The organism is Chelatococcus reniformis, assembly GCF_014640075.1.
GTDB classification, from domain to species: Bacteria; Pseudomonadota; Alphaproteobacteria; order Rhizobiales; family Beijerinckiaceae; genus Camelimonas; species Camelimonas reniformis.
The window spans coordinates 39,418-63,723 of the sequence record NZ_BMGG01000011.1 but is presented as its reverse complement, the minus strand read 5'-3'; the positions used below and the strand labels follow the sequence as shown (position 1 = coordinate 63,723).

The window sequence follows — 24,306 nt, the reverse complement described above, 5'->3', positions numbered from 1 at the left end:
CGACGCGACCATGCCGATCAAGATTTCCGATGACCTTCCCGCCCGGCGCACGCTCGAGGGCGAGGGCGTCATCGTCATGCGGGAGACCGATGCCGGGCGGCAGGATATCCGACCTCTGCGGATCGGGCTGCTCAATCTCATGCCCAACAAGATCAGCACCGAAACTCAGCTCGCCCGGCTGATCGGCGCCACCCCGCTCCAGGTCGAACTGACGCTGGTGAGGATGACCGGCCATGTGCCCCGCAATACGGCCGCCGACCACATGGCGGCCTTCTACCGGCCCTGGGAGGCGGTGCGGGCCGAGCGCTTCGACGGCTTCATCGTGACCGGCGCGCCGGTGGAGCGGCTGCCCTTCGAGGAGGTCACCTATTGGGACGAGTTGCGCCGCGTCTTCGACTGGACGCAGACCCACGTCCACAAGAGCTTCATGATCTGCTGGGCGGCGCAGGCGGCGGTCCAGCACTTCCACGGCGTGCCAAAGCACGATCTCGCCGAGAAGGCCTTCGGCGTCTTCCAGCACCGTAACCGTTCGCCGTCGTCGCCTTATCTGCGGGGCTTCGCCGACGATGTGGCTGTTCCGGTCTCGCGCTGGACCGAGGTCCGCCGCAAGGACCTGCCGCGCGAAGGGTGTCTGACCGTGCTGGCCGACAGCGACGAGACCGGTCTTTGCCTGCTCGACGACCCGTCATGTCGGTCGCTCTACATGTTCAATCATCTCGAGTACGATACGAGGTCACTCGCCGACGAGTATTCCCGGGATATCGAGGGGCCGGGAAGCGCACGACTTCCTCTCAACTATTTCCCGGGAGACGATCCGGCCCGGCAGCCCTCCAATACCTGGCGCGGCCACGCCCATCTGCTGTTCGGCAACTGGATCAACGAGATCTATCAGACCACGCCGTTCGAGGTTGCGCATATCGGCGCGGATGCGACGCCTTCCGTCGAGGCCGCAGCCTGAACGGCTGCACTCGGCCCGACGGCATCTTCCTTCGGTCGGCTGCGCCCCAATAAAGTGCGACACGGCCTTGACCTTGCCGCTAGCGTGAAGGCGCTAGCACCATGGCCGCAAGGACGGAGCCGATGCACATCCAGGACGCAGCCCGGCATCTGGGCGTCAGCGCACGCACGTTGCGGCACTACGAGACGGCCGGGCTCATTCGCCCGACACGGTTGGCGAACGGCTACCGCAATCTGTCGGAGGTCGACCTGCGGATGGCCGCCTGGGTCCGTGACCTGATCGCGGCTGGCTTCTCGACGCGCGAGTTGCGCACGTTGCTTGATGCGCTCGACGCCGGCGCGGACGGAAAGGTCTGCCTCGCCGCCCTGCGCGGCAAGCTCGCCCAGATCGATCGGCTGGCCGAGGCCCTGCGTCGCCGGCGGCAAGCCGTCGCGGCGCGGCTGACGGTCGAGGGCGATCGGACCCTGGGGTTGCCGGCCGCGATGTCCTACGAAATGGAGATCTCATCCGATGAAGGTGCTCAACGTCCTGGTGCGGCGCTATCTGCCGCTCGACGGCTTCGATGAGGCCGTCGCCTTCTACGAAGGGTTGATTGGCCAGACGGCGCGGCTGCGCTTCGACTACCCCGCCTACGATCTCAAGCTGGCGCAGGTCGCGTCCATCCTCTTCATTGCGGGCAGCGAGGAGAGCCTGCGGCCGTTCGTGGCGACGCATGCCACGTTCATGGTCGACGACATCGAGGGCTTCGTCATCCATCTGCAGGCCATCGGTGCCGAGGTGATCGAGCCGCCCAAGGTGGTGCCGACCGGCTGGAATATGCTGGTGCGCCATCCCGACGGCATGCAGGTCGAATACGTGCAGCATCGTGATCCCAACCCCGCCGACCGCTTGTTCTAGGGACGAGCGCGCCCGGCCTGCGGTGGCTCGCCTGCTCGGTCTCCATCGGTGGGTGGGTGGCTTGACCACAGCTGCCGCTGTCTGCACTGCATCACCCGGCGCAATGGGCGCGAACGCCGGTCCACGGGGGAACATGTCATGCTCTACGTCGACATTCCGACTGCTGCCGACCTGAAGGCTCTGATCGCGCATCGGGACGACGCGTGTGTATCGATCTATCTACCCACGACGCCGGTCAGCCGCGCCACGGCGGGACCGCATCGCGCTGAAGAATCTGACCAAAGAGGCGGTGCATCAACTCGAGGCGAAGGGGACCGACAAGCGCCGCGTCCTGGCCCTGGCGGAGCACCTGGACGACCTCGTCGACGACGACGAATTCTGGGACTACCAAGCCCACAGCCTGGCGATCCTGGCGACGCCCGACAACCTCCGCACCTTCCGTCTCGCCAACGCGCTCAAGCCCATGATCGAGGTGGCGGACCGCTTCCATCTCAAGCCGCTGCTGCGGGCCGTGACTTTCCCCAACACGTGCTACGTGCTGGCGCTTGCAGAAGGCGCCACGCGTCTCGTCGAGGTGACCGCCGATCTGCCGGCGGCGACGGTCAAGGTGGAGGGCATGCCCCAGAGCGCCGCCGCTGCCGTGCACCGCGCGAGCGTCAACGACCGTTCACCGAGCGGCCGCCTCCAGGGCTCCGAAGGCCAGAAGGTGCTGCTGCGCCAATTCGCGCGCAAGGTCGACGGCGCGCTGAGGGGTCTGCTCGCCGGCTCCGAGATCCCGCTGGTCCTGGCCGCGGCCGAGCCGCTCGCGTCGATCTTCACGTCCGTGAACAGCTATGCCCATCTGGCGCACCAGTCGGTCCCCGGCAGCCCGGTGGCGCTGACCGACGCACAACTGGCCGAGCGCGCCCGTGATGTGCTCGACGGCCTGTACCGGCAGGACATTCAGGCGTTCGCCGGGCTGTTCGAGGCGCGCAGCGGCAACGGCCGGGCCACCACCGACATCGCCCAGGCGGCCCGGGCGGCCACCCACGGCGCCGTCGAGGTTCTATTGGTCGATATCGACGAGGTGCTGCCGGGCACCGTCGGCGCCGACGGCAGCGTCTCCTTTGCCGACGCGGCGAGCGCCGACAACTACGGCGTCGTCGATGAGATTGCCGATCGCGTCATCCTGTCCGGCGGCCGCGTCCTGGGCGTGCGCAAGGCCGATATTCCCGGCGGCGGATCTCTCGCCGCGGTCTTGCGTTACGCGGCGTAGGGGGCGAATTCGCCATTTGCGCGTCGTCCGCATGGCGCTCCATGTGGGACCGAGCGCTTGCCCGGTCCGAGGAGGGATCATGCTGATATCGACACACACACGGCGGCTGGCTAGCGCCCTTGCGCTGGCCGCCGCCTTCGCAGCGGCCCATGCGACCCTGGCGCGTGCAGATGAGATCATCCGCGTCCGCGGCACCATCGCGAGCTTCGACGGAACGGCGGCGCTCGTGGTGAAGACCCGTGAGGGGCCGGAGGCGACAATTGCGCTGAGGCCTGGCTTCGGCGTGTCCGGCATGGCTCGCGTGTCCCTGTCGGACATCAAGCCCGGCGACTACGTCGGCATCGCGTCTGTGCCCGGGCGACGCGGCGGTGATGATGCATTGGAGGTGCTGGTGTTTCCGGCGGCGATGAAGGGCGCGGGCGAGGGCAACTATCCCTGGGACCTGAAGCCGAATTCGTCGATGACGAACGGTTCGGTTGCCGAGGCTGTCAAATCGGTGAACGGCCACGCTCTCACGCTTTCCTATCACGGCCAGAGCAAGACGATCACCGTTCCGAACGGCGTACCGGTCGTCACCTTCGCGGCCGCCGACAAGGGGGACTTGAAGCCAGGCGCCGCCATGTTCGCGATCGCCCAGAAGGACACGCAAGGCGGGCTGAGTGCGGGCCGCGTCACAGTCGGCACCAACGGAGTCGTCCCGCCCATGTGACGGCCGGCGCCGTCAGCGCACGTAGCTTATGGGCTGGCGGGTTTCCGGATGCGGCATCACGCCCATGGCGATGCCGTATACCGTCTCCAGCTGCTCCGGCGTCATGATCGTCTCCGGCGTGCCGCGGGCGACCAGCCGGCCAGAGTGGAGCGCCAGGATTTCGTCGCAGAAACGCGCCGCCATGTTGACGTCGTGGAGCACCACGACGACGCCGAGCCCTCGCTCCTGGGTCAGGCGATGCACGAGCGACAGCACCTCGATCTGGTGGGCCACGTCGAGGGCCGAGATCGGCTCGTCGAGCAGCAGATATTCGGCGTCCTGCGCCACCAGCATGGCGAGCCAGACACGCTGGCGCTCGCCGCCCGACAGCGTATCGACGAGCCGATCGGCGAAGGGCTCGACGTTGGTCAGCTCCATTGCCTCGTCCACCTTGGCGCGGTCGGCCGCGCCGAAGCGGCCGAGCGCCCCGTGCCAGGGATAGCGCCCCAGCGCCACCAGCTCCTTGACCAGCAGCCCGGAGGCGGGCGGCGTCTGCTGCGGCAGATAAGCAACCTTGCGGGCAAAGGGCCGGTCACCCCAATCCTTCAGGGCCCGGCCCTCGAAGCGGATTGCGCCGGATGCGGCCGGCTGCTGGCGGGCGAGCAGCTTCAGCAGCGTCGACTTGCCCGAGCCGTTGTGGCCGATCAGGCCGACCATGCGGCGGGCCGGCAGGGCGAGCGTCAGCGGCTCCAGCAGCAGGCGCTCCCCGACCGCGAAAGTGACGCCGTTGAGTTCGAAGGATGCCGCGTCGGCAGCCGGCCCGCCGGCGAAAGGCGGGGCGGGCGCGCGCGACGATGGCGACATGAACGAGGGCTTCATGGGCTGACCTTGATGGGCATCGACCGCGGGGCTGTCCAGGTGAACGGCAATCATGGCGCGCCTCGCACGAGCATGGGCCGCTGCATCGGCTGATCCTCGACGATGCGGCCGCCGGCCAGGCGCACGATGCGATCGGCGATGTGGAAGTAGCGATCGTCGTGCGAGACGACGATCAGCGTCCTGCCCTGGGCCTGCAATGCCGGCAGCAGCTCCTCATAAAAGGTGCGGCGAAAGCCGGGGTCCTGGTCGGCGGCCCATTCGTCGGTGACGATGACCGGCCGTTTCTCCAGATAGGCATGCACGAGGGCGAGGCGCTTGCGTTGCCCCGACGACAGGTCCGTGGTGGAAAAGCGGCCGTCCTCGACGCGCACCTTGTCGCTCATGCCGAGCCGGTCGAGATGCGGCTGGGCCTCTTGCGGAAGGGCGCCGTAGGCGAGGTCGTCGAACAGATAATAGTCCGAGAAGATGGTGGTGAAGATCTGCCGGTAGTCGTCCCGGGTCGCGGCCGTGACGGGCTCCCCGTCGCGCAGGATCGCGCCTCCCTGGGGGGCGTAGAGGCCGAGCAGCAGCTTGACCAGCGTCGTCTTGCCCGAGCCGTTGTCGCCGACGATGAAGACGAGCTCGCCCGCCCGGATCGTCAGGTCGATCGGGCCGAGCGCGAACGGCTCCGCGCCCTCATGGCGGGGAAAGGCATAGGTGACGCCGCGCAGCGCGATGGATCGTATTCCGCCGGCCGCCGGCCCCGTCTTATCGCCGGTGGGGATGCCGATGGTGGCCTCGCCCTGATCGAGCTCGGCGGACAGCGCCGCGATGCGCCCGAACGAGATCTGCGCCTGATCGAGCATCGGCAGCGCGCCGGCGAGCTGGGAGATAGGCCCCTTGACGTAGAGCAGCACGATGACGGCGCCGCTGACCGCGGCGGCATCGATGCCGAGCTGGTGACGGGCGGCGAGCAGCACCCCGATCACCGCGAAGAAGACGCCCGAGCCGGCCGCGTCCGCCAGCCAGTAGAGGCGCATCGCTCGGCTCTTGAGCGCCGCGATGCGGTCGGCGGCGTCGGCCAGCAGGACGCCGTGGACGCGGCCGCGCCGAGGGCGGCTGATCTTGAGCTCCTTGGCGCCCTCGGTGATGGCCCGATACTGCTTCTGCAGGTCGTCCTGGGCGACGCGCACGCCCTTGTAGTCGCGGATCCAGCCACGCTTGGCGACGATGTTGATGCCGATGGTGAGGACGAGCCAGACGAGCGCGATGGCAAACAGCGGCGGTGACAGGGCGGCGAGATAGGCGAAGCTGCCGATGGAGATGGCGAGCGCGATCGCATAGCCGGAAAAATTGAAGGTGAAGATGCTGACGATCTCGACGTCGCTGGTCAGCACCGCCATGAGCCGGTGGGGGCGGTGCGCTTCCAGCGTCGCGATCGGCGTTCTCAGGATCCGCGCCGAAATGTCCTTGCGCAGGGCCGCGATCAGCCGCTGGCCGACGATGCTGTTGAGCGCGCCGGCGATCGCCGTGCCGCCGACGCTGAGGATGCCGAGGCCGGCGAGCCCCGCCAGCAGCTGCCAGGGCGTCGCGCCGGCATCATGCAGGCCGCGGTTGACGGTCGCCAGCAGCCCTGCCGTGGCAAGGCCGCTGAGGATGCCGATGCCGGTCCCCAGCGCCGACAGCGGCCAGAAGGGCTTCAGCAGCCGTAGCGCCTCCCGGATCCCGTGACGCCGGTCGACCCCGGTCTCGGCGCTGCTCATGCCGGCCGCCCCCGCAGCAGGGCCAGGCAGACCGGGCCGCCGATGAGGGCGGCGCAGAGCCCGGCAGGCACCTCCCAGGGGAAGAACAGGTTGCGCCCCAGCCAGTCGGCGGCGACGAGGAGGGCGCCGCCGGCCGCGGCCGCAGCCATGAGCTGATCGAGCGGGCGCTCGATCCCGGCGAGACGCACCAGGTGCGGTCCCAGCAGCCCGATGAAGCTCAGCGGACCGACCACCATGGTAGCGGCCGCCGTCAGGGCCGCGATGGCCGACAGCAGGACCAGGCGGCTGGCGCGGGCCGGGACGCCGATCGCCGCGGCGGTGGCGGGGCCGAGCGGGAGGATCGCCAGCCAACGGGCCGTGGCACCCGCCGCCGCAATGACGACGACCGCAAACAGCGCCGCGGCGACGGCCCCGGCGAGCGTGGCCCGGTAGGTCGAGCCCGACAGCCAGGCGAGCAGAATCGCGGACCTCGGGTCGCCGCTCGTCAGCAGCACCGCGGCGAAGGCGCTGAAGCCGGTGGCGAGGGCAACGCCGACGAGCAGCAGACGGTCCACCGCGAGGCCCGCGCGCCCGTTCAGTCCGACAATCAGCAGGAGGGCGGCGAGCGCGCCGCCGGCAGCGGCTGCGATCATCAGCGGCTGGGAGAAGTCGGCCACGATGAACAGAAGGATGACAATGCCGAGGGCCGCTCCCGACGAGACGCCGAGCACCTCGGGGCTGGCCATGGGATTGCCGGTCATCCGCTGCAGCAGCAGGCCGGCGACGGCGAGCATCGCCCCGGCCGATCCGGCAGCGATCACGCGCGGCGCGCGCCATGGCAGCACCAATCCCGCCGTGTCCGCCGAGAGCCAGCCCCAACCCGTCATCGTCCTGCCGAGCCCCATGGCGACGAGGGCCGACAACGCGAAGAGCGCGCAGAGAGCCACGACGGCCCGGCGTGGATGCCTGGCGCGCGGACGGACTGGTGCGGTGGCCGGCCGGACATTCCGCACCCCCCGAGGTTTATGCTGCAGCACGATGAGGAGCAACACGGGCGCGCCGAGGAGTGCCGTCGCGCTGCCCACAGGGATCTCGGTGCGCAGGAAGGCGAGGTGCTGGACCCCCTGGTCGGCGATCCACAGAAGCAGCGCGCCGAAGGCCGGCGCCCAGGTGAGCTTTTGGCGGAGCGTTCGCGCGCCCAGCCGCTGGGCGATCTGCGGCGCGACGATGCCGATGAAGCCGACGACGCCCACGGCGCTGACGCAGGCGGCGCCGATCGCGGCCGCAACGGCAACGGCGGCCGCCCTTGCGGCGCCGACCCGCAGGCCGAGCGCGCGCCCCTGGCTCTCCGCCAGTTCGAGCAGCATGAGCGGCCGCGACAGCGCGGCGGCGGCTGCTCCGGCGAACGCCAGGGCGACCGCCAGGCGGCGCGTCGGCCCCCAGCCGTTCTGCACGAGCGAGCCGCTCTGCCAGACGAAGAGCGTGCTCAGGTAGTCGTGGTTGAGAACGGTCAGCACCGCTGCCGCCGAGCCGCACAATAGGGAGAGCGTCAGTCCGGCGAGGATGAGCGCGACCGGTGAGAGATCGCCGCGGCGCGCCACGGCCAGGACGATCGCCGCGACCGCGAGGCTCGCCGCCAGCGCCACCGCCTCCTGCCCTGCGGCGAGGAGCGCCGGGGCGAACAGGGATGCGGCGGCCAGCGCGAGATAGGCGCCGGCCGAGATCCCCAACGTGGTCGTATCCGCCAGCGGATTGCGCAGCGCCTGCTGCAGCAGCACGCCGGCCAGCGCCAGGCCGGCACCGACGATCCAGCTCACGACGACGCGCGGGAGCGCTACGTCCGCGAAGATGAGGGCCGGCACGGTGGCGCCGTGGCTGGTCAGCGCCGCCCACCAGAGCCGCGCCGGCAGCGCCGCCTCGAGCGTCGCCGCGGTCAGGGCCAGGGCGAGGCACGCGAGCGCGCCCGCCAGGAGCGCCAGCGGGGCCACGCTCCGAGAGGGCAGCGCGCGCTCAGCCATCGGCAGAGCGCGGAGCCTCCGCCAGGGCATCCCGGATGAGGCGCGCGCAGCGCCATGCGGAGGGCAGGCCGCCGAGGGCGTAGAAGGCGGGGATCGCCCGCACCCGTCCGGCGCGCACCAGGGGGAGACCGCGCCAGAGCGTGTTGTCCCGCAGCGCGCTTTCCGCCCGCCGCGTCCGGCTGCCCTGATCCAGGTAGAGCAGGGTCGCCTCGGGCGTGGCCGCCAGCTGCGCCACCGCGATGAGGGCGTTGCCGAAGCGGGAGGTCGGCACTGCGAGCCCATTGCGCAGGCCGAGCCGCAGCAGGATCTCGTGTACCCAGCTGCCGGGACCGTAGGCGTAGAGCTGCCGACCGTTTTCGTGGAGGACGCCGACGATGACCGGCATCCCCTTGCGATCGGCGAGGGCGCCCGCCCCGGCCGCGAGGGCCGCCGCAAACGCCGTCCGGTAGCGCTGCGCGTCCTCCGCCTTGCCGAGCGGCGCCGCGACGTCGGCCAGCGCGGCGCCAGCGTTGTCCAGGGGCGAGGCGGGCGGGGCCACGATCGAGAGCACCTGCGTTGGTGCGATGCGTTCGAAGCGATCGATCAGGCTGCGCTGCCAGTTCGAGATCAGGATGCGGTCGGGCCGCAGGGCGGCGAGCAGCTCCAGATTGGGCTCGGCCCGGGAGCCGAGGTCGACGACCCCGGCGGGCAGGGAGATTTCCGGCAGCCACTCCCGGTAGACGTCCACGTCGGCGACCGCGAGCGGGGGCACGCCGACGGCCAGCAGGCTCTCGGCGGCGGCCCAGTCCGGCGCCGCGATCCGCGGTGCGATGGACGCGGCGGCAAAGGCGCGGCCGCCGCAGACGGTCAGCCCCGCCAGGCCTGCGATGCAATGCCGCCGCGTCGGTCCGGCGCGCACCGCTCCGCTCATCGCCCCGCCGCTCAAAAATCGAAGGTGGTGGAGACGAGGAAGGTGCGCGGGGCGCCGCGGGCCAGCCCGAATGTGGACGAGGCGGCGGCCCAATAATCGGCGCCGAGGAGGTTCTCGACCGCGGCGCGGATGGTGACCGGCTTGCCGCCCGGCCGCTCGAATGTGTAGCGGGCGCCCAGATCGACGCGTGTCCAGCCGGGGATGCTCTGGGTGTTGTCCACGCTGGCATATTGGGAGGAGGTGTAGATGACCCGTCCGGTCATCGTTAGGCCGCGCAGGAAGGGCGTATCCCATTCGGCCCCCAGGTTGAGCTGGGTATCGGGTATGCCGATCGCCTTCTTGCCGTTGTTGGTTCCGTTCGCCGTCTTGGTCTGCACGCCGTCCATGAGCGCGACACCGCCGAGCAGACGCAGCTCCGGCACGACTTCGCCGAAGACGTTGAACTCGAGGCCGCGATTGCGCACCTCGCCGTTCATGCCGTAGCGGTTGGTGGCGGGGTCGAGGACGCCATTTGGTTGCTCGATCTGGAAGGCGCTTAGCGTTGTGGTGATGCGGCCGAAGTCGATTTTGGCGCCGACCTCGTACTGCTTGGATTTGATCGGGGCGAAGGTCTCGCTGGCGTTGACGGCGCCGACCGGCGCCACCGGTCCCTGGCTTAGCCCCTCGATGTAGTTGGCGTAGAGAGAGACGCGCTCCAACGGCTTGAGCACCAGGCCGACCGCGGGGGTGATGGCGTTCTCGTCATAGAAGGCGGTCTGGGCGCGGGTGGTCACGTTCCAGCCCTTCTGCAGCACGTTTTGAAAGCGCCCGCCGACGATCACCTGGATGCGGTCGTCGAGCATGTACAGGCTGTCGGCGACGGCCAGGCTGCTCAGCGTCGCCGCGCTCGTCCGCGGCGTCCAGTTGTACCACTTCGACAGGTCCGGCAGGCCGATGCGGGCGGGATCGTAGAGGTTCGACGAATAACTCGAGATGGTCTGCGAGCGGTTGCCGAGCTCGGAGTAGAGGCGCGTGGCGGTGAGGGTCAGCTCGTGGCGGATCGGACCGGTCGCGAAACGCGCCCGCACCCCCGTCTCGCCGGTCCAGGCCTCGTAGTAGGTCGGCTGATAGAAGTTGTTGGCGTCGAAATCGCCCCGGGCGTTCTTGATGTACTCGAAGTTGTATAGGCCGAGCAGCGAATTGCGGTGGGCGCCGAAGGTCGCGTAGGCGGTGACGTTGTCGGTGAGGTCGTATTCGGCGCGGACGATGCCGATCGCGTCCTCCCCGCGGGCGAAGTACCAGTTCTGACCGAGGTCCGCATCCGCCCGCGGCGGCCGCGGAATCTGGAAGCCGGCGCGGTAGTAGATCGGCCTGACCGGATTATCTGCATAGTTCTTCTGGTAGATCAGGTCGGCCGACACCCGCAGGCGCTCGCCGCGATAGTCGAGGCCGAGGGCGGCATCGCCCAACTCGGTGGATTGGCCGTCCACGGCGGTGCGGCCGTTGGCATAGGAGCCGTTGAAACGGACGCCGAACTCCTTGTTTTCGCCGAAGCGCCGGCCGACGTCGACGCGCCCGCCCGGCTGGCCATCCGACACGTAGCCGAGGGTCAGCCGCGTGATCGGATCGTCGGTCGCGCGCTTGGGCACCAGATTGATGGTGCCGCCGATGCTGCCGCCCGGCGCCATGCCGTTGAGCAGCGCGCTCGGGCCCTTGAGCACCTCCACGCGGTCGACCCAGGACGTGCCGGCCATCTGGTATGGGGCCAGCCCGTAGAGGCCGTTGATGGCGATGTCCGGGTTGCCGACGGCGAAGCCGCGGATGAAGAACTGGTTGGAATAGCTGCCGTCGGCCCAGGTGGTGCGCACGGACGGGTCGTTCTTGACGACATCGCCGACGTTGCGGGCCTGCTGGTCGGCGATCGTCTTGGCGGTGAAGCTCGTGATGTTGAAGGGCGTGCTCATCACGTCCCGGTTGCCGAGGATGCCGAGGCGCCCGCCCGTGGCCACCTGACCACCGGCGTAAGGGGGAGGCGGCGTGCCGAGCGCCTGCTGGCCCTGAACGTCGATGGTGTCGAGCACGATGGCGCCGTCGGCAGCGACGACGCCGACGCCGGGTGCGGTGCGCGCGGGATCGACGAGCACGATCGATTGCGGGCCGGTGACCCGGTAGTGCAGGCCGGAGCCGGCCAGCAGGCGGGCGACCGCCTGCGGCGGGGTCATGGATCCGTGCAGCGGATTGCTGCGTACGGCGGGCGGAAGCGTGAAGGGATAGGCGATGCGCCAGCCGCTGACGGCGCCGACGCCGGCAATGGCCGATGCCAGAGGGCTGGCGGGAATATTGAAGTCATAGGTGGACTGGGCTTGGCTGCTCTGGGCGGCAAGCGGAGGGGCTCCGAGCGCGGCGGCCACGGCTGCCGTGCTTGACAGCCAGGCAATGCCCCAACGTCCGTATCTGCGCCCCCACAACCCCGCCATTCGCCCGTTCCTCCGATCCTCGCCGAGGTGCCGCGACGCGGCCTCTCATGGTAGAAACGGGTGGCGGAGCAGCTGCCGTGCCTCGGCGTTGCGAATTTCTTTTGCCGCTGATCGGGCCGGCGCGCATGTCGCGAGGCCTCAGTACATCACCGTCAGCCAAGGCGTGGCGTGCAGAATCCGGCCCTGCACCGCTTCCGCCAGGGTGACGAGCGAGGCGTCGACGTCCGTCAGCGGGAAGGTGCCCGAGACCTCCTGACCACCGAGCGCGCCGCGCACGACGATGCGACCCGGCACGTGGCGCTGCAACGCAGCGGCGACGTCCGCCACGGTGGCGCCCTGGACCACGAGACGCCCCGACATCCAGGCCAAGGCCAGCGCCGGGTCCGCCGGCTCGACCCGTTGGGCGCGTCCCGCGGCGACCACGACCTGATGGCCCTGGTGCAAGACGACCGGCGCGCTGTCGTCGCGCCCGGCGACCTCGACGGCTCCCTCGGTCACCACGACGCGGGTGCGCTCGGGGGCGACGTCGACGTTGAACCGGGTGCCGATGTCGCGCACCTCGTCGCCGTTCGCCTCCACCGTGAAGGTGCCGGCGCGCCCGTGGGCGACTTCGAAATACGCTTCGCCGCGGAGCAGGCGGACGCGCCGGCGGCTCGCCCGGAAGTCGAGCGCGACCGCCGTGTCGGCACCCAGCCGAGCGGTGGATCCGTCCGGCAGGCGCACGACCGAGACGAGCTGCCGACCGGTGACGATATCGCTTTGCCAATTCTCGACGATCGACGGATTGACGAGCCAGGCCGCGACCAGGGCGGCGGCCACCACCGAGGCGGCCGTCAGCCAGCTTCGGCGCGGCTGGAGCAGCGCCGTCAGCTTGCGCCGCAGCGGCGCGACCGCGGCGCGCCGGGCCGGCTCCTCGAGCCGGGCGTAGAGCGTGCGGGCCTCGTCGAACGCCCGCCGGTGACGGAGGTCGGCGTTCAGCCAGGCTTCGAGCGCCTCGGCGTCCGTGCGCGTGAGCGAGCCTCCCGTCTTCTTCGCCAGCCAGAGCGCCGCCTCGTCGCGCTGCTCCTCGGTCGGTTCCTCGCTCAGCCTCATCCTCCACGACCCTTGTCCGCGATCGGCGCGAGCCGGATCGGCGGCGGAGCTCATCCGTAGGATATAACGGTTGGGAGAGGAAACGCCGTGTCCGGAACGGAGCGCACCGGGCTCAGCGCTCGGGGAGGTGCTCCGACAGGCGGGCCTGGCAATGGCGCAACGCGCGGGCGATGTGCTTCTCGACGCTGTTGATCGAGATGCCGTGCTGGCGGGCGACCTCCTCGTTGGAGAGGCCATGAACGCGACGCAGGATGAAGATGTCGCGGCAGCGTGGCGACAAGGCGGCGAGGGCCTCATCCAGCGCGCCGAGCGCCTGCTTGGCCTCCAGGCCGCGCTCGGGCGACGGCTCGTGGATGGCACGCTGCTCGGGATGCAACATCGACAGGAGGTGCTCGCGGCGCCCCCTGCTGCGGTGATGCTCGACGGCGGCGTTGCGGGCCGAGGCAAACAGCACGCGCCTCTCGTCGTCGACCGTGGCGCGCGGCCCGGCCACGAGCGCACGCGTGAACACGTCCTGGACAATATCGGCAGCGGCTTCGCTGCTGCCGACGCGCTGGCGCACGACCGATTCCAGCTGACGGCGGTGGGTCAGGAAGAGGGAGCCGAGCCTGTTGCGCCAGTTGGACATCATCAACCATCTGCGGCCAGCCGCGAGCGGCACCTGCGCAGATCCGGAGGCCGTCAGCCAAGCGCTTACCGCGGTGGGATTATCCTTGCAATTCCAATAGTTTGTATCCGTTCTAAAATGGCCGGTCGTTCATCCGGGATCCACTGGAGCCGAACACCCTGAGGAAGGGCCAGGGCGGCCGTTCCGCTCGAAATGCCCGACAACGTCGCTGCTCCGGTTCGAGTCGGCTTTGCCAGTGCCTGTTGCGCTTCGGCTACAGAGAGCGCACCGGACGACGGCGCGGACGCCCCTGGGTGCCCGCCGCTTTGATCCGCAGGTTGCGGCGCTCATTCTGACGACCGTCGGTCGCGACGAGGGCCGGATCCGCCCGGCGTTGGGCGTTTGGCCTGTCTCGCCGCGGACCGCTCTGTCGTGCGAAAGCACATGTCGACAACCGGCTTGAGCAGGCTCACCGTTCACCGTCGCCGTGCGCGCACCAAGACGCGCCGTATCGATCACGACAGGGAAAGGAAACGCCATGGACATCGGATACTTCGCGATGCCGTCGCATCCGCCGGAGTGCGGCCTCAAGGAAGGCCAGGACTGGGATCTTCAGGTGCTGCGCTGGCTCGACGAGCTCGGTTATCGCGAGGCGTGGATCGGCGAGCATCACACCGCGCCGTGGGAGCCCAATCCGGCGCCCGACCTGCTGCTCGCCCAGGCCATCCTGCAGACGAAGAACATCCGCCTCGGCCCCGGCGGCTTCCTGCTGCCCTACCACCATCCGGCCGAGCTCGCCAACCGCGTGGCGATGCTCGACCATCTCTCGGGTGGCCGGCTGAACTTCGGCGTCGCGGCCAGCGGGCTGCCGAGCGATTGGGCCATGTTCCACGTCGACGGCATGTCCGGCCAGAACCGCGAGATGACCCGTGAGGCGCTGGACATCATCCTGCGCCTGTGGAGCGAGCCCGCCCCGTTCACCTACGAGGGCAAATACTGGTCCGTCACCAAGCCCGACACGATGTTCGACTTCCTCAAGCCGCACATCAAGCCGGTGCAGGCGCCCCATCCGCCGATCGGCGTGGCGGGGCTGAGCAAGGGTTCGGACACGCTGAAGCTCGCGGGGGAGCACGGCTTCATCCCGATGAGCCTCAATCTCAATCCGGCCTACGTCGGCAGCCACTGGGAATCGGTGGAGATCGGCGCGGCCAGGACCGGGCGCACGCCCAACCGCGGAGATTGGCGGCTGGTGCGCGAGGTGTTCGTGGCGGACACCGACGAGGAGGCGTGGCGGCTGTCGACCGGCGACATGATGGGCCGGATGATGGGTGAGTATTTCCTGCCGCTGCTCGGCCATTTCGGCTTCAAGGACTACCTCAAGGCGACGCCGGACGTGCCGGACAGCGACGTCACGGTCGAGTATTGCGCCCGCCACAACTGGATCGTCGGCTCACCGTCCACGGTGGCCGAGAAGATCGAGGCCATCTACGACGAGGTCGGTGGCTTCGGTACGCTCCTGGTGTTCGGCTTCGACTACAAGCACGAGCCCGAGGCCTGGCACCATTCGCTCAGCCTGCTGGCGCAGGAGGTGATGCCGCGTCTGACACATCTCGACACCGGCCTGGTCCGCGCCGCGTAAGCGAAGGGCCGGCGGGGCGGCCATGCGCCGCTCCGCTGGCGCGCCTGGCACTGGAACCAGCAGTCTCATGGGGGACACATGCGCGAGCTTGCAGGCAAGACGGCTTTCGTGACCGGCGGGGCGAGCGGCATCGGCCTCGCGCTCGGCACGGCATTGGCGGGGGCGGGCATGAAGGTGATGCTTGCCGACATCGAGGCGGCGGCGCTGACCGTCGCGGTCGAGGAGTTGAAGGGCCGGGGAGCGGACGCGCGCGGCGTGATCTGCGACGTCGCCGACCCGACCAGCATCGAGCGCGCGGCCGAGGCGGCCTACGAAGCGTTCGGCCGTGTCCACGTGGTCTGCAACAATGCCGGCGTCGCCGGGGGAGGCGGCGTCGACGACATCTCGCTCGACGACTGGCGCTGGGTGATCGACGTCAATCTGATGGGAGTGCTGCACGGCATCCGCACCTTCGTGCCGCACCTCCGCGCCCACGGCGAAGGCGGCCACATCGTCAACACCGCCTCCCTCGCCGGGCTGCAATGCGGCCTCGGCTTCAGCCCCTATGTCGCCAGCAAGTTCGCCGTGGTCGCCATGTCGGAGGGGCTGGCCCAGCAACTCGCACCGCACGGCATCGGCGTGAGCGTGCTATGCCCCGGGTTCGTTCGCACCCGCATCAGCGAGAGCGGGCGCAACCGGCCCGAGCGCTACGGCATGGCGCGGGCGCCCGACCCGGCCAGCGCCGCGGGCACCTTCGCGGCGGACATCGCCGCGCGCGTCCGCTCCGGGCTCGATCCGGCCGCCATCGCCGCGCAGGTGCTGGCGGCGATCCGGGAGGAGACACTCTACGTGTTCACGCATCCCGAGATGCGCGACGAGGTCGACGAGCGCTTCGCGACGATCGCAGCGGCGCTGGACAGGGCGGAGGCGCGGAGCCCGCGCTAGAGCGTTTTCGAGCGAAGTTGTCGCCGGTTTGCGTGAAGAAAACGCGACAAAACAAACTATCTAGAGCATTTGTTAGAAATTCTACAAGTAATAAGCCGTGGTGAACCGATGTATTTTGCGATTTAGATGGTCGAAACGCGCACGGCCATGACGGAACATCGCAAATACTTCGTCGTCCCTATTTCTTGGTGACCTTGTAGATCGCGTTCTCGGAGTTCGACGTCACGTAGATCGTGCCTGACGGGCCCACGGCCACGCCCACCGGCACGAAGGAGGACGGTATGCCGGCGGGCGCCGGCAGGTCGACCGGCAGCCCGCCAACGATCTCCTTGGTCTGCCCCGACCTGGGATCCACGGCGACCAGTCGCCTGGCGCCGGCTTCCGCCACGATCAAGGTGCCGTCGGGCGCCGCCGCGAGCCCTTCGGGCCGCTGCAGGCCCTTGGCCACCACGGTCTTGGCACCGGTCGCCAGGTCGACCCGGGTCAGCTGCCCACCGCTCGCTTCGGTGACGTACGCGGTATCGGGTTCGGTGACGACCAGCCCGACAGGCTCGGCCAGCCCCGTCGCGACGGCCTTGCGGTCGCTGCCGTGCTCGCCCGACATCTTCAGCAGCGAGCCCGTGCCGATCTCGGCCACGAGAAGGCCGCCGCCGGGCAACTCCACCGCATTGCCCGGCGACTGGAGCTTGTGGATGATCTCCAGCCGCTTGCCCGTCTGGCGGTCGAAGACCTGCACGGTGCCGGTCGACCAGCTCGACAGCACCGCGTGGTCCTTGTTGACGCTGATATTCACCGGATACTCGAGCGGCGTGTCATCGCTGTGCACGCGCGCCACGTCCTTGACAGCCCCGCTGCCGCCATCGACCGAGCGGTAGGCGAAGACGTCGGCGACGTGCAGCGTCTCACGACCACCGTCCGCCGTGACCGCCAGGCCGCCGGGGACGGCGAGCTTGCCGGCGATGACCTGCTTGACCGCGCCCGTCGCCGGATCGACCTCCTGGATGCCGTTGTCCGCCATGTTGGAGACGTAGATCTTGTCGGAGCTGTCGATCGCCAGATTGTCGAGCGCGGTCTTGAGCTTGGCGACCGCGGTCTTCTGCCCCGTCCCAGGATCCACCCGCACGAGCTCGCCCACGTTGGTGTCGATGACGTAGAGGTTGCCCTTGGAATCGAAATTGGCCGCCGCGGGCACCTTGAAGCCATCGGCCACGACGGTGAGCTCGGGCTTGTCGACGTCGACCTTGGCGACCTGGCCCTTGAACCACAGGGGCCCGTAGAGCAGGCCGTCCGGCCCGAACTCGAAGCCGTTGAGACCGCCCATGTTCTCCATGATCTTGCGCGGCGGCTTCTCGCCCTTCGTGTCGATCTCGTAGAGGGCGTCGCCCAGGAACACCTGGGTGGCGTAGAGGCGACCATCCTTTCTGTAGGCGAGCGAGTTAAGGCCCGGCAAGCCGCTGGCGACCTTCAGGATCGGGCCGTCGCCCTTGCGCGTGTAGAGGTCGCCCGTAAGGAAGCCCGTCCAGGCGATGGTGCCGTCGGGGGCGACTGCGATGTCGTCGGCCATGCCCATGGGTGGCCCGACCACAACCTTGGCGGTGCCGTTGCCGCGGTCGACCTCGTAGACGGCCTGCCCGACCACGCTGCCCGCCAGCAGCCGGCCCTCCTGATCGACGGCAAGACCATGAACACCGTGAAAGGCCGAGCCGGGGACGAGCACCTCGGCCTTGTAGTTCGCCGCCCCGGCGATCGCGCTCGAACTCAAGATGATGCCGATGGCCGCAACGGCCCTTTTTGCTCCTGCCATGGTCGATCCTCCCAAGCGGGCGCTCTTCGTCGCCCTGCGCAGCTTACACACGACCCCGGGAATAACGATATGAGTTCCACGTGCAGAGCGGTATCCGCTGGAGTTGCAGGAGACCGTCTGCGCGGCGACGTGGCGGACGCGGGGCAAGATTCACCGCTTCGCTCCAGGGGCCACGCCGAACAGCACACTGGCGAGCGAGCAAGGCGCCAAAGGCGCATGGAGGGGGCCGCAGCAGGCCGATCGCCAGAATCACAAGCCCGAGCACGGTCAGAATGCACGACAGCGCCGCCGATCCCTGGAGTATCCTGAGGTCGGACGATCTGCTCGAAGGCTCTCGGCATCCATGTGGCGGACGTCCGGCGCTCCGGCAGCTGTCAGGTCGACATCGTCGACGGCGCCGAGTGCTCGCCGGCACCCGCGCTCCATTCGACGAAGCCGGGCGGCATGTCGACGTCGAAGTGCGGCCGGCCAGCGACCGCATTGGCGATCACGGCGCTGCGCCAGGCCATCAGGCTCAGTTGCGGCTCGGCGATGCCGTGGCTGATGAGGCCGGCATTGAGGGCGAAGATGCGATTGGACTTGGGGCCGTCCCAGTGGACGGCGAAATCCGCATCGAGGCGCAGGCGCCCGGAGCTGTCGAGGGCGAGCCGACCGGCGAGCGGCGCCAGGCACTCCGGCAGGCGGAAGCTGTAGCCGGTTGCCAGCACGATCATGTCGGCCTGGGCGAATTCCATGCGGCCGTCGAGCCCGTTGCGCATGATCAGGCGGACGCCGCGGCCGCTCTGGTCGACGTCGAGGACCTCCCGGTGCGGCAGCAGCGCCGTGGTGACGGCGGCGTTCTCGATATGCTGCAACGTGTAGAGCCGGCGATAGATGGCACTGAGCGTCGCCGCGGAGACGCCGTCGCCGGCGAGCTTGTCGCGCTCGACGACGGAGGCGCGGCGCGCCTCCGGCAGATTGTGGAAGCTCTGCATGTACTGCGGCGTGAACAGCTCGTTGGTGAACGGCGTCTCGTCCAGCGGCTGGTAGTTCGGCCGCATGCTGATCCAGTCGATGTGCGCGGGGGCGCTGGCGCCCCGTCCGAGCAGGTGCAGCACGATCTCGGCGCCGCTCTGCCCGCCACCGATCACCGCCACCCGCTTGCCCGCCGTGCGGTCGATCTCGAACGCCGTGCGCGAGGAATGGAAATGATCGTGGCCGGTCAGCTTCGCCGCGAAGGCGGGCAGAGCCGGCTGGAGACCGACGCCGAGGGCGACGTTGCGGGCGCGGATGCGGCTGCCCTGGCTGGCGAGGACGAACTCGCGCCCGTCGAAGGTGATGTCGTCGATGGGCGTCGCGAACTGGAGGCTGGGCAGCCGGGCGGCGACCCAGCCGAGGTACCGCGCGAACTCCTGGCGCGGGATCGCCGCGAACTCGGCGTTCAGGAAATCGTAGAAGCGCTTGTGCGCGACGAGATAGGCGAGGAAGCTCCAGGGGCTGGTCGGGTTGGTGGCCGTCACCAGATCCTTCAGGAACGACGTCTGCAAGGTGACGTCCGGCAGCATCATGCCCGGGTGCCAGTCGAACCCGGGCTGCTGGTCGAAGAAGCGCGCGTCAACGCCGTCGATGGCGTCGAGCTGGGCCGCTAGGCTGAGATTGAATGGGCCGATTCCAACGCCGGCAAGGTCGAGCGGCTCGCTGGTCATGATGGTTGGACTCCTGCAAGGCTGCCCGTCGGGCCGACCGATTGCTCGGCGAGGTGCAGCGGATTGACGAGGTCGGTACCGAGGCTGGGCACCGGGCGGCGGGCGGACTCGCCGTAGCCCGCGGCCAGGCGAACCCGGTTGATGCAGATGCGCGGCACCTTCGGCGTGAACAGCTCGAACAGCGCGAAGCGCTCCGCGAGTTCCGGATGGCGCGCCTGATAGCGGCGCAGCGAGGCGGCGAGGGCCCCGTAGAAGACGATCTCGGGGAGGCCGTCGCGGCGCACCAGCGCGTCAGAGAGAAAGCGCAGCACGCTGGCGAAGTGCCCGGTCTGCAAATGCTGGAGCAGATGCAGGGCCGGGCGGCGCAGCAGCACCTGCCGCACCTCGGCCGGCAAGCTGGCGGCCTCGGGGAAGTCTTGGTCGACGAGGTCGACGTCGCCCTGCAGGTCCTTCAGCGCGACCCCGCACGGCACCGTCCCGTCGAGGATCACGGTGATGTTCTGCCCGTGGGCGATGAAGCCGACGCCGTAACAGCACATGAAGTGGTAGAGCGGCACCACGACGGCCTCGAACAGCCGCTCCAGCCAGGCGGCCGGCGTCAGCCCCGAGCGGGCGATCAGGGTGCTGACGAGCGGACGGCCGTCGGCGCCGGTCTTGATCAGGGCGCCCAGCATCATCGGCCGCCGGCCTTCAGTCAGCCGTGCCTCCGGCGGCTCGCGCCAGATGACGCCGAGCATCTCGCGGAACTGGTAGGGCGCGTTCTCGATGCGCTCGAACAGCGGGTGCGGATAGAAGGCGCCGGCCCGTTCGCGCAGCACGACCACGTCGGCGAGTTCCGCGTCGTGGGCCGCCTGGGCCACGAGCCAGCTCGAAAAGGCAGGGCCGACGGCGATATACTTGCCGGGCACGCCGCGCCAGGCCGAGGTGTTCAGGATGGTCAGGGCGACCTTGACGTGGAGTGCACGGGGCGAGCGCCCGTTGGCGAGTGTGCGAAGGGACTGCTGGGCCAGATAAGGGTCGCCAAATTCACCGAGCGGCACCAGCCGGCCGGCGGCGATCTCGCCGGCGAACTGCGCCGCGACCATGTTCTGCCACTGCCAGGGATGGACCGGCATCAAGAGGTAGCGGTCCACCGTCACGCCGGCTTCGCGGCAGGCCGCGTCGAGCCGGCGGCGCTCGTCGGCGTCCATGGCGGCGCCCAACAGGTCCGTCTCGCCGATGTCGTCGTCCAGCGCCAGGCGGCAGCTCTCGCGATCGGCGGCGATCCAGAACAGTCGGATCTCGGCCTGGAACTCCGGCGCGAAGGCCTCGAAGTCACCGAGGCCCCAGCCGATGCGTCCCTTGCTGGCCGGCGCCTTGGGATGGCCGTCGAGGTATTGCTGGAGGCGGGCGTCGGGCAGCGCGACGAGATCGTCGGCGGACATGTCGGCGCTGATCGCCGCGATGCGCGCATCGGCCATCAGCGTGCTGAGCATCTCCTTGACGTAGATGCACAGCGTATCCGGCTCGATGGCGAGCACCGCCTGGGCGTCGACCATGAAGCGCGCCGCATCGATGGCAGGCCCCACCACGTCGGCCTCTTCGCGCATCAGGCTGGATGGGTCGATGGACAAGTTGCCCCAGATCCGGCGCTCGGCCCGGAAGCGGTAGCTCACGGTGTCGTCGAGCTGCAGGCTCCAGGCGCGGCCCGCTCCGTCGACCGGCTGCGGCGCAAACGCCTCCTCGAAGGCGAGCTCGCTGATCGCCTTGGCGATCACGGCGCGATTGAGGCCGTGCCAGAGTTCGGCGTCCACCGGCGCGCCGCCGGGCAGGGGGCCGCGGCTCACAGCACCACCTCGCGGAAGAAGCGCTCACGCTCGCAGCACACCAGGGCCGCCCGCTTATGGGGGAAATCGAACTCCTTCACCTTGTCGTAGGCGACGTCGGCGCAATAGCTCAGCATCTTGTGGTGCGAGGCGCGCGGCTCGCCGACGATGCGGCGCGTGCGCGGCTCGTCGAGGAACAGGTAGTGCGTGAGCGAGCGGAACCAGGCGAGCGTCTTGGGGCGCCCCAGGTGCCGGGCGTTGCCGATCAGGCCGTGCCAGCCGCGGTCGAAGTCCTCCGCGTCGTAATGCGGGCCGAGCCGGTCCTCGAGCGCCCAGTAGAACTCGAAATAACCGACCGGCTCGTCGTTGAAACTGCCGATGACGCCGAACAGATGCGGATCGGCTTCCTGGTCCGCCAAGTAGCGGTCGAGCTCCGCTTCGCTTTGCGCCAGCTCCCAGAAGAAGGCGACCCGCGGCTGGTTCATCCAGCCGTGGAACAGCTTGAGATCGCGGCGGCGATCGATGGCGCGCAGGGACAGGGTGCCATCCAGATGCGGCACCCAGCGCTGGTACATGAGGCCGCTGGGCTGCGCCGGCCGCAGCGGCGGCAGGCGCCCCTCAGGCCCAATGCGTGAGCGCACGAGGGGGTAGGCGGCATGCGCCGCCTGATGGCGCCAGAGCAGCGGCAGCTGATAAAACTCGTGGCGAAGCACGACGGCGTGGGGGCGTTCGGTCCCGGGCTCGATCCACGTCTCGGCGGACAGCCCGGCGAGCGCCGGCCGGCCGGTCCAGCCGGGCAACAGGAGCCGCTCGGCATGGGTGACGCGCTGGAAGGCTGCCTCCGCCAACGCCGCTACGATCTCGGCGTCGGCAGGGTGCGCGCCGTCGGGGCGCGTCAGCTCAAGCAGCGCGTCGCCCTCCGTGGGCCCCGCCCGCAGGCTGGCCTCGGCGATCACGTCCGATCCGCGCAGGACACAGAGCTGGAGGGAGCCGTCGTCCCGCGCCGTGCCCACGACGGCGAGGGTCTCTCCGGCACGGCCCAGCATGTGCAGGCTCCGGCCGTCCGCAGCGGCCGTGCTGATCTTGGTCGGAGCCGTCATCGTCATGCCCTCGCGATGGGGTTGGGGAGCGCGACGTAGCCGGCGAGCGGATCGATCACGTCGGTGTTCTCGTTGACGTTGCGGAAGCAAATCATGAAGTTGCCTTTGCTCATCAAAGTCGGCGAGTGCAGCAGGTAGTCGATGCAGGTCTTGTCGCGGAGCGGCCGCGCCGACAGTTCTTCGAGAAGCTCGCGCAGGTGGGCGACGAGCGTCGGCTCATCGGCAAAGCCGCCGGTGGCCAACGTACCGATGACGGCGAAGACGCTGTTGGCCATGAGATAATAGCCGGCGAGCTGCGCGGCCTGGGCGCTGGCAAAGAGGTGGCCTGCGTCGAGCCGCACGCCGGGGGCGTCGTGCGCCAGTTGCGGCAGGAACTCGCTGACGTAGCCGGTGCCCTGGCAGTCGCGGAAGTAGAGCTTCACCGGCCAGCCGCCCGCCAGACCGACGACGATGTTCTGCTGGTGTGCGCCGAACAGCAGGCCGTAGTCGGCCTGCACGATCAGCAATGGAGCGACCACCACCTGGAGAAAGCGGTCGAACCATCGCTGCGCCACGGCGGCCGCGGTCGCACCCTCCTGCTCGGCGAGGCGCAGCAGGATGTCGCCCAGCGCGCTGCCGCGGCCGTCGGCGTAGATCTCGCACAGGCCCGCCAGCATGGCCGCGGGGGGACCGTCGTGCTTGAACGGGTTGGCGCGGAAGACGACCGTGGTCGCCGGCAGCGTCCGGCCGTCCAGGCTTTTGAGCGCCAGATAGGCCGGCTCGCCCAGCACCTGGAAGGTCGGCAGCCGCGACGCCAGCCTCTCGCCGAGCCCCCCCGCCAGCAGCTTGTCGATCTCGACTCCGCGCTCGCATTCGTGAAGCTCGATGATCCGCTCCGAGTTGGTGAGGCGCAGGCTGAGCGAGACCTTGAGCATCCAGTCGGCATGCGGCGCGTAGATGCTGCGCAGCGAGGAGGTGGCGTACCAGGGGGCCCCGGAGGCGCCGAGGTCGGTCAGCAGGCCGGCGCGGAACAGCGCGTCGATCTCCGGCTCGAGGGCGAGCCGGGAGGCCTGCCAGGGGTGCATCGGCAGCAGCACGCGCCCGTCGCCGCCGGCCGCCTTGACCTGCGGCGCGAGCGCCGCGTCTCCCGCCGCGAGTGCGGCCGAGAGGCCGGTCGCCGGCGTCGCGCCCGAGGCGCCCTGCGTCACGAACTCCGGCGCCGCCGCCCACCAGCGCAGCGCAAAGCCGTGGCCGTACTCGGCTGCGAAGCGCCGGGAGTCCTCCCGGGTGAACTGGTCGCGGCTGCGCGGCGTGGGGTGCACCGCGTGGCCGAAGCGCAGCGCCCGCTCGCCCTCGATGAAACTCGGGTCCCGCTGGCCGAACACTGCCGGCGCCGGCCCCGGGCGGGAGAGCACGTCATCGATGTTGGCGACACTGTCGAGCACACGCCGCAGGAAGGTCAGCGCTCGGCCGCCATCGCCGTTGCCGATGGCCGGCTCGGCGGCGACCAGGGTCGCGAACTCCATGAAGCCGATGGGCCGGGGCGCGCTGGTCTCGGTGAGCTCGTGCAGCGGCAGCTGGAAGCTGAGATAGCCGACGCGCGAGGCATGCGCCACGCCGACGGCGATGTGGCTGTCCCGGCCCGGCAAGGCGATCAGCGCTCGCCAACCGGCCTCCCGCGCGGCGACCGCAGGCGCAGCGACGCCCGCGGTCTCGCCCGGCGAAACCGCGCTCGCTTCCACCGGCTCGATTCGGCAACCCGCGTATTCGCGCAGCAGGCTGTTCAGGAATGCGCGTGCCGATATCTGAAGCGCCGCCTCGACAGAGGATATCCTGGATTCGATCATGTGTAATCTCTCCGATGGCTCGGTATAGATCACTTCACCACA

General features: G+C 69.5%; 19 protein-coding genes. 7 read left to right on the top strand and 12 right to left on the bottom strand.

The annotated features are described in order from the left end of the window. The first annotated feature begins 10 nt into the window (after positions 1 to 10). The 5 genes from IEW34_RS26535 to IEW34_RS26515 all read left to right on the top strand — a co-directional run bounded on the left by IEW34_RS26535 (position 11) and on the right by IEW34_RS26515 (position 3,819). The gene (locus tag IEW34_RS26535) at positions 11 to 958 is read left to right on the top strand and encodes a homoserine O-succinyltransferase (protein WP_188612258.1); all 948 of its coding nucleotides are present in this window, start codon (positions 11 to 13) and stop codon (positions 956 to 958) included. A gap of 101 nt (positions 959 to 1,059) precedes the next feature. Then, on the top strand, positions 1,060 to 1,524 hold the full coding sequence (locus tag IEW34_RS26530) for a MerR family transcriptional regulator (protein WP_210324597.1): 465 nt from the start codon (positions 1,060 to 1,062) through the stop codon (positions 1,522 to 1,524). Continuing rightward, positions 1,469 to 1,855 (top strand): VOC family protein, encoded by a 387-nt coding sequence (locus IEW34_RS26525; protein ID WP_188612256.1) that lies wholly within the window; start codon positions 1,469 to 1,471, stop codon positions 1,853 to 1,855. The genes IEW34_RS26530 and IEW34_RS26525 overlap by 56 nt, the downstream gene beginning before the upstream one ends. Positions 1,856 to 2,144: 289 nt before the next feature. After that, entirely contained in the window at positions 2,145 to 3,110 is a 966-nt protein-coding gene (locus IEW34_RS26520; protein WP_244642242.1) for a baeRF11 domain-containing protein, read from the top strand. Positions 3,111 to 3,189: 79 nt separating this feature from the next. Next, positions 3,190 to 3,819 carry a hypothetical protein gene (locus tag IEW34_RS26515; RefSeq protein WP_188612255.1) on the top strand — a complete coding sequence of 210 codons (630 nt, stop codon included), beginning with the start codon at positions 3,190 to 3,192 and terminating at the stop codon, positions 3,817 to 3,819. 12 nt (positions 3,820 to 3,831) lie between these two features. On the opposite strand, the gene IEW34_RS26510 is transcribed toward IEW34_RS26515, so the two are convergent. From IEW34_RS26510 to IEW34_RS26480, 7 genes are all read right to left on the bottom strand, one after another. Beyond that, entirely contained in the window at positions 3,832 to 4,662 is an 831-nt protein-coding gene (locus IEW34_RS26510; RefSeq protein ID WP_188612494.1) for an ATP-binding cassette domain-containing protein, read from the bottom strand. Between the two features lie 65 nt (positions 4,663 to 4,727). After that, complete coding sequence (locus IEW34_RS26505) at positions 4,728 to 6,419, bottom strand: cyclic peptide export ABC transporter (protein WP_188612254.1); 1,692 nt, start codon at positions 6,417 to 6,419, stop codon at positions 4,728 to 4,730. Then, positions 6,416 to 8,416 carry a Fe(3+)-hydroxamate ABC transporter permease FhuB gene (fhuB, locus tag IEW34_RS26500; RefSeq protein ID WP_188612253.1) on the bottom strand — a complete coding sequence of 667 codons (2,001 nt, stop codon included), beginning with the start codon at positions 8,414 to 8,416 and terminating at the stop codon, positions 6,416 to 6,418. Before fhuB ends, IEW34_RS26505 begins: the two co-directional genes overlap by 4 nt. Then, complete coding sequence (locus tag IEW34_RS26495) at positions 8,409 to 9,326, bottom strand: ABC transporter substrate-binding protein (protein ID WP_188612252.1); 918 nt, start codon at positions 9,324 to 9,326, stop codon at positions 8,409 to 8,411. Before IEW34_RS26495 ends, fhuB begins: the two co-directional genes overlap by 8 nt. Before the next feature lie 11 nt (positions 9,327 to 9,337). Next, complete coding sequence (locus IEW34_RS26490; protein ID WP_188612251.1) at positions 9,338 to 11,716, bottom strand: TonB-dependent receptor; 2,379 nt, start codon at positions 11,714 to 11,716, stop codon at positions 9,338 to 9,340. Between the two features lie 204 nt (positions 11,717 to 11,920). Next, on the bottom strand, positions 11,921 to 12,874 hold the full coding sequence (locus IEW34_RS26485; protein WP_188612250.1) for a FecR family protein: 954 nt from the start codon (positions 12,872 to 12,874) through the stop codon (positions 11,921 to 11,923). A 112-nt stretch (positions 12,875 to 12,986) separates the two neighbouring features. Next, positions 12,987 to 13,505 carry an RNA polymerase sigma factor gene (locus IEW34_RS26480; protein ID WP_244642241.1) on the bottom strand — a complete coding sequence of 173 codons (519 nt, stop codon included), beginning with the start codon at positions 13,503 to 13,505 and terminating at the stop codon, positions 12,987 to 12,989. 514 nt (positions 13,506 to 14,019) lie between these two features. On the opposite strand from IEW34_RS26480, the gene IEW34_RS26475 reads away from it, so the two are divergent. Both IEW34_RS26475 and IEW34_RS26470 read left to right on the top strand, forming a co-directional pair. Beyond that, positions 14,020 to 15,120 carry an LLM class flavin-dependent oxidoreductase gene (locus IEW34_RS26475; RefSeq protein WP_188612249.1) on the top strand — a complete coding sequence of 367 codons (1,101 nt, stop codon included), beginning with the start codon at positions 14,020 to 14,022 and terminating at the stop codon, positions 15,118 to 15,120. A gap of 78 nt (positions 15,121 to 15,198) precedes the next feature. Further along, positions 15,199 to 16,044 (top strand): SDR family NAD(P)-dependent oxidoreductase, encoded by an 846-nt coding sequence (locus tag IEW34_RS26470; protein ID WP_188612248.1) that lies wholly within the window; start codon positions 15,199 to 15,201, stop codon positions 16,042 to 16,044. A gap of 178 nt (positions 16,045 to 16,222) precedes the next feature. Here IEW34_RS26470 and IEW34_RS26465 read toward each other — a convergent pair whose 3' ends face one another. The 5 genes from IEW34_RS26465 to IEW34_RS26445 form a co-directional block, all read right to left on the bottom strand. Then, complete coding sequence (locus IEW34_RS26465; RefSeq protein WP_188612247.1) at positions 16,223 to 17,848, bottom strand: Vgb family protein; 1,626 nt, start codon at positions 17,846 to 17,848, stop codon at positions 16,223 to 16,225. A 374-nt stretch (positions 17,849 to 18,222) separates the two neighbouring features. Beyond that, positions 18,223 to 19,533 (bottom strand): lysine N(6)-hydroxylase/L-ornithine N(5)-oxygenase family protein, encoded by a 1,311-nt coding sequence (locus IEW34_RS26460; RefSeq protein WP_188612246.1) that lies wholly within the window; start codon positions 19,531 to 19,533, stop codon positions 18,223 to 18,225. Further along, positions 19,530 to 21,359, bottom strand: coding sequence for an IucA/IucC family protein (locus IEW34_RS26455; protein ID WP_188612245.1), 1,830 nt, complete (start codon positions 21,357 to 21,359; stop codon positions 19,530 to 19,532). Before IEW34_RS26455 ends, IEW34_RS26460 begins: the two co-directional genes overlap by 4 nt. After that, positions 21,356 to 22,444 carry a GNAT family N-acetyltransferase gene (locus IEW34_RS26450; RefSeq protein ID WP_244642240.1) on the bottom strand — a complete coding sequence of 363 codons (1,089 nt, stop codon included), beginning with the start codon at positions 22,442 to 22,444 and terminating at the stop codon, positions 21,356 to 21,358. The genes IEW34_RS26455 and IEW34_RS26450 overlap by 4 nt, the downstream gene beginning before the upstream one ends. Next, positions 22,441 to 24,264: an IucA/IucC family protein gene (locus IEW34_RS26445; RefSeq protein WP_188612244.1), complete on the bottom strand. Its 1,824-nt coding sequence runs from the start codon at positions 24,262 to 24,264 to the stop codon at positions 22,441 to 22,443. The genes IEW34_RS26450 and IEW34_RS26445 overlap by 4 nt, the downstream gene beginning before the upstream one ends. Positions 24,265 to 24,306 lie beyond the last annotated feature (42 nt).

Excerpts from the sequence above, each read along its gene's own strand:
- IEW34_RS26510 (WP_188612494.1), bottom strand. The coding sequence starts at position 4,662 with ATGTCGCCATCGTCGCGCGCGCCCGCCCCGCCTTTCGCCGGCGGGCCG.
- IEW34_RS26480 (WP_244642241.1), bottom strand. The coding sequence starts at position 13,505 with ATGATGTCCAACTGGCGCAACAGGCTCGGCTCCCTCTTCCTGACCCAC.
- IEW34_RS26475 (WP_188612249.1), top strand. The coding sequence starts at position 14,020 with ATGGACATCGGATACTTCGCGATGCCGTCGCATCCGCCGGAGTGCGGC.
- IEW34_RS26450 (WP_244642240.1), bottom strand. The coding sequence starts at position 22,444 with ATGACGATGACGGCTCCGACCAAGATCAGCACGGCCGCTGCGGACGGC.
- IEW34_RS26515 (WP_188612255.1), top strand. The coding sequence starts at position 3,190 with ATGCTGATATCGACACACACACGGCGGCTGGCTAGCGCCCTTGCGCTG.
- IEW34_RS26485 (WP_188612250.1), bottom strand. The coding sequence starts at position 12,874 with ATGAGGCTGAGCGAGGAACCGACCGAGGAGCAGCGCGACGAGGCGGCG.
- IEW34_RS26445 (WP_188612244.1), bottom strand. The coding sequence starts at position 24,264 with ATGATCGAATCCAGGATATCCTCTGTCGAGGCGGCGCTTCAGATATCG.
- IEW34_RS26470 (WP_188612248.1), top strand. The coding sequence starts at position 15,199 with ATGCGCGAGCTTGCAGGCAAGACGGCTTTCGTGACCGGCGGGGCGAGC.
- IEW34_RS26525 (WP_188612256.1), top strand. The coding sequence starts at position 1,469 with ATGAAGGTGCTCAACGTCCTGGTGCGGCGCTATCTGCCGCTCGACGGC.
- fhuB (WP_188612253.1), bottom strand. The coding sequence starts at position 8,416 with ATGGCTGAGCGCGCGCTGCCCTCTCGGAGCGTGGCCCCGCTGGCGCTC.
- IEW34_RS26535 (WP_188612258.1), top strand. The coding sequence starts at position 11 with ATGCCGATCAAGATTTCCGATGACCTTCCCGCCCGGCGCACGCTCGAG.
- IEW34_RS26505 (WP_188612254.1), bottom strand. The coding sequence starts at position 6,419 with ATGAGCAGCGCCGAGACCGGGGTCGACCGGCGTCACGGGATCCGGGAG.
- IEW34_RS26495 (WP_188612252.1), bottom strand. The coding sequence starts at position 9,326 with ATGAGCGGAGCGGTGCGCGCCGGACCGACGCGGCGGCATTGCATCGCA.
- IEW34_RS26465 (WP_188612247.1), bottom strand. The coding sequence starts at position 17,848 with ATGGCAGGAGCAAAAAGGGCCGTTGCGGCCATCGGCATCATCTTGAGT.
- IEW34_RS26460 (WP_188612246.1), bottom strand. The coding sequence starts at position 19,533 with ATGACCAGCGAGCCGCTCGACCTTGCCGGCGTTGGAATCGGCCCATTC.
- IEW34_RS26530 (WP_210324597.1), top strand. The coding sequence starts at position 1,060 with ATGGCCGCAAGGACGGAGCCGATGCACATCCAGGACGCAGCCCGGCAT.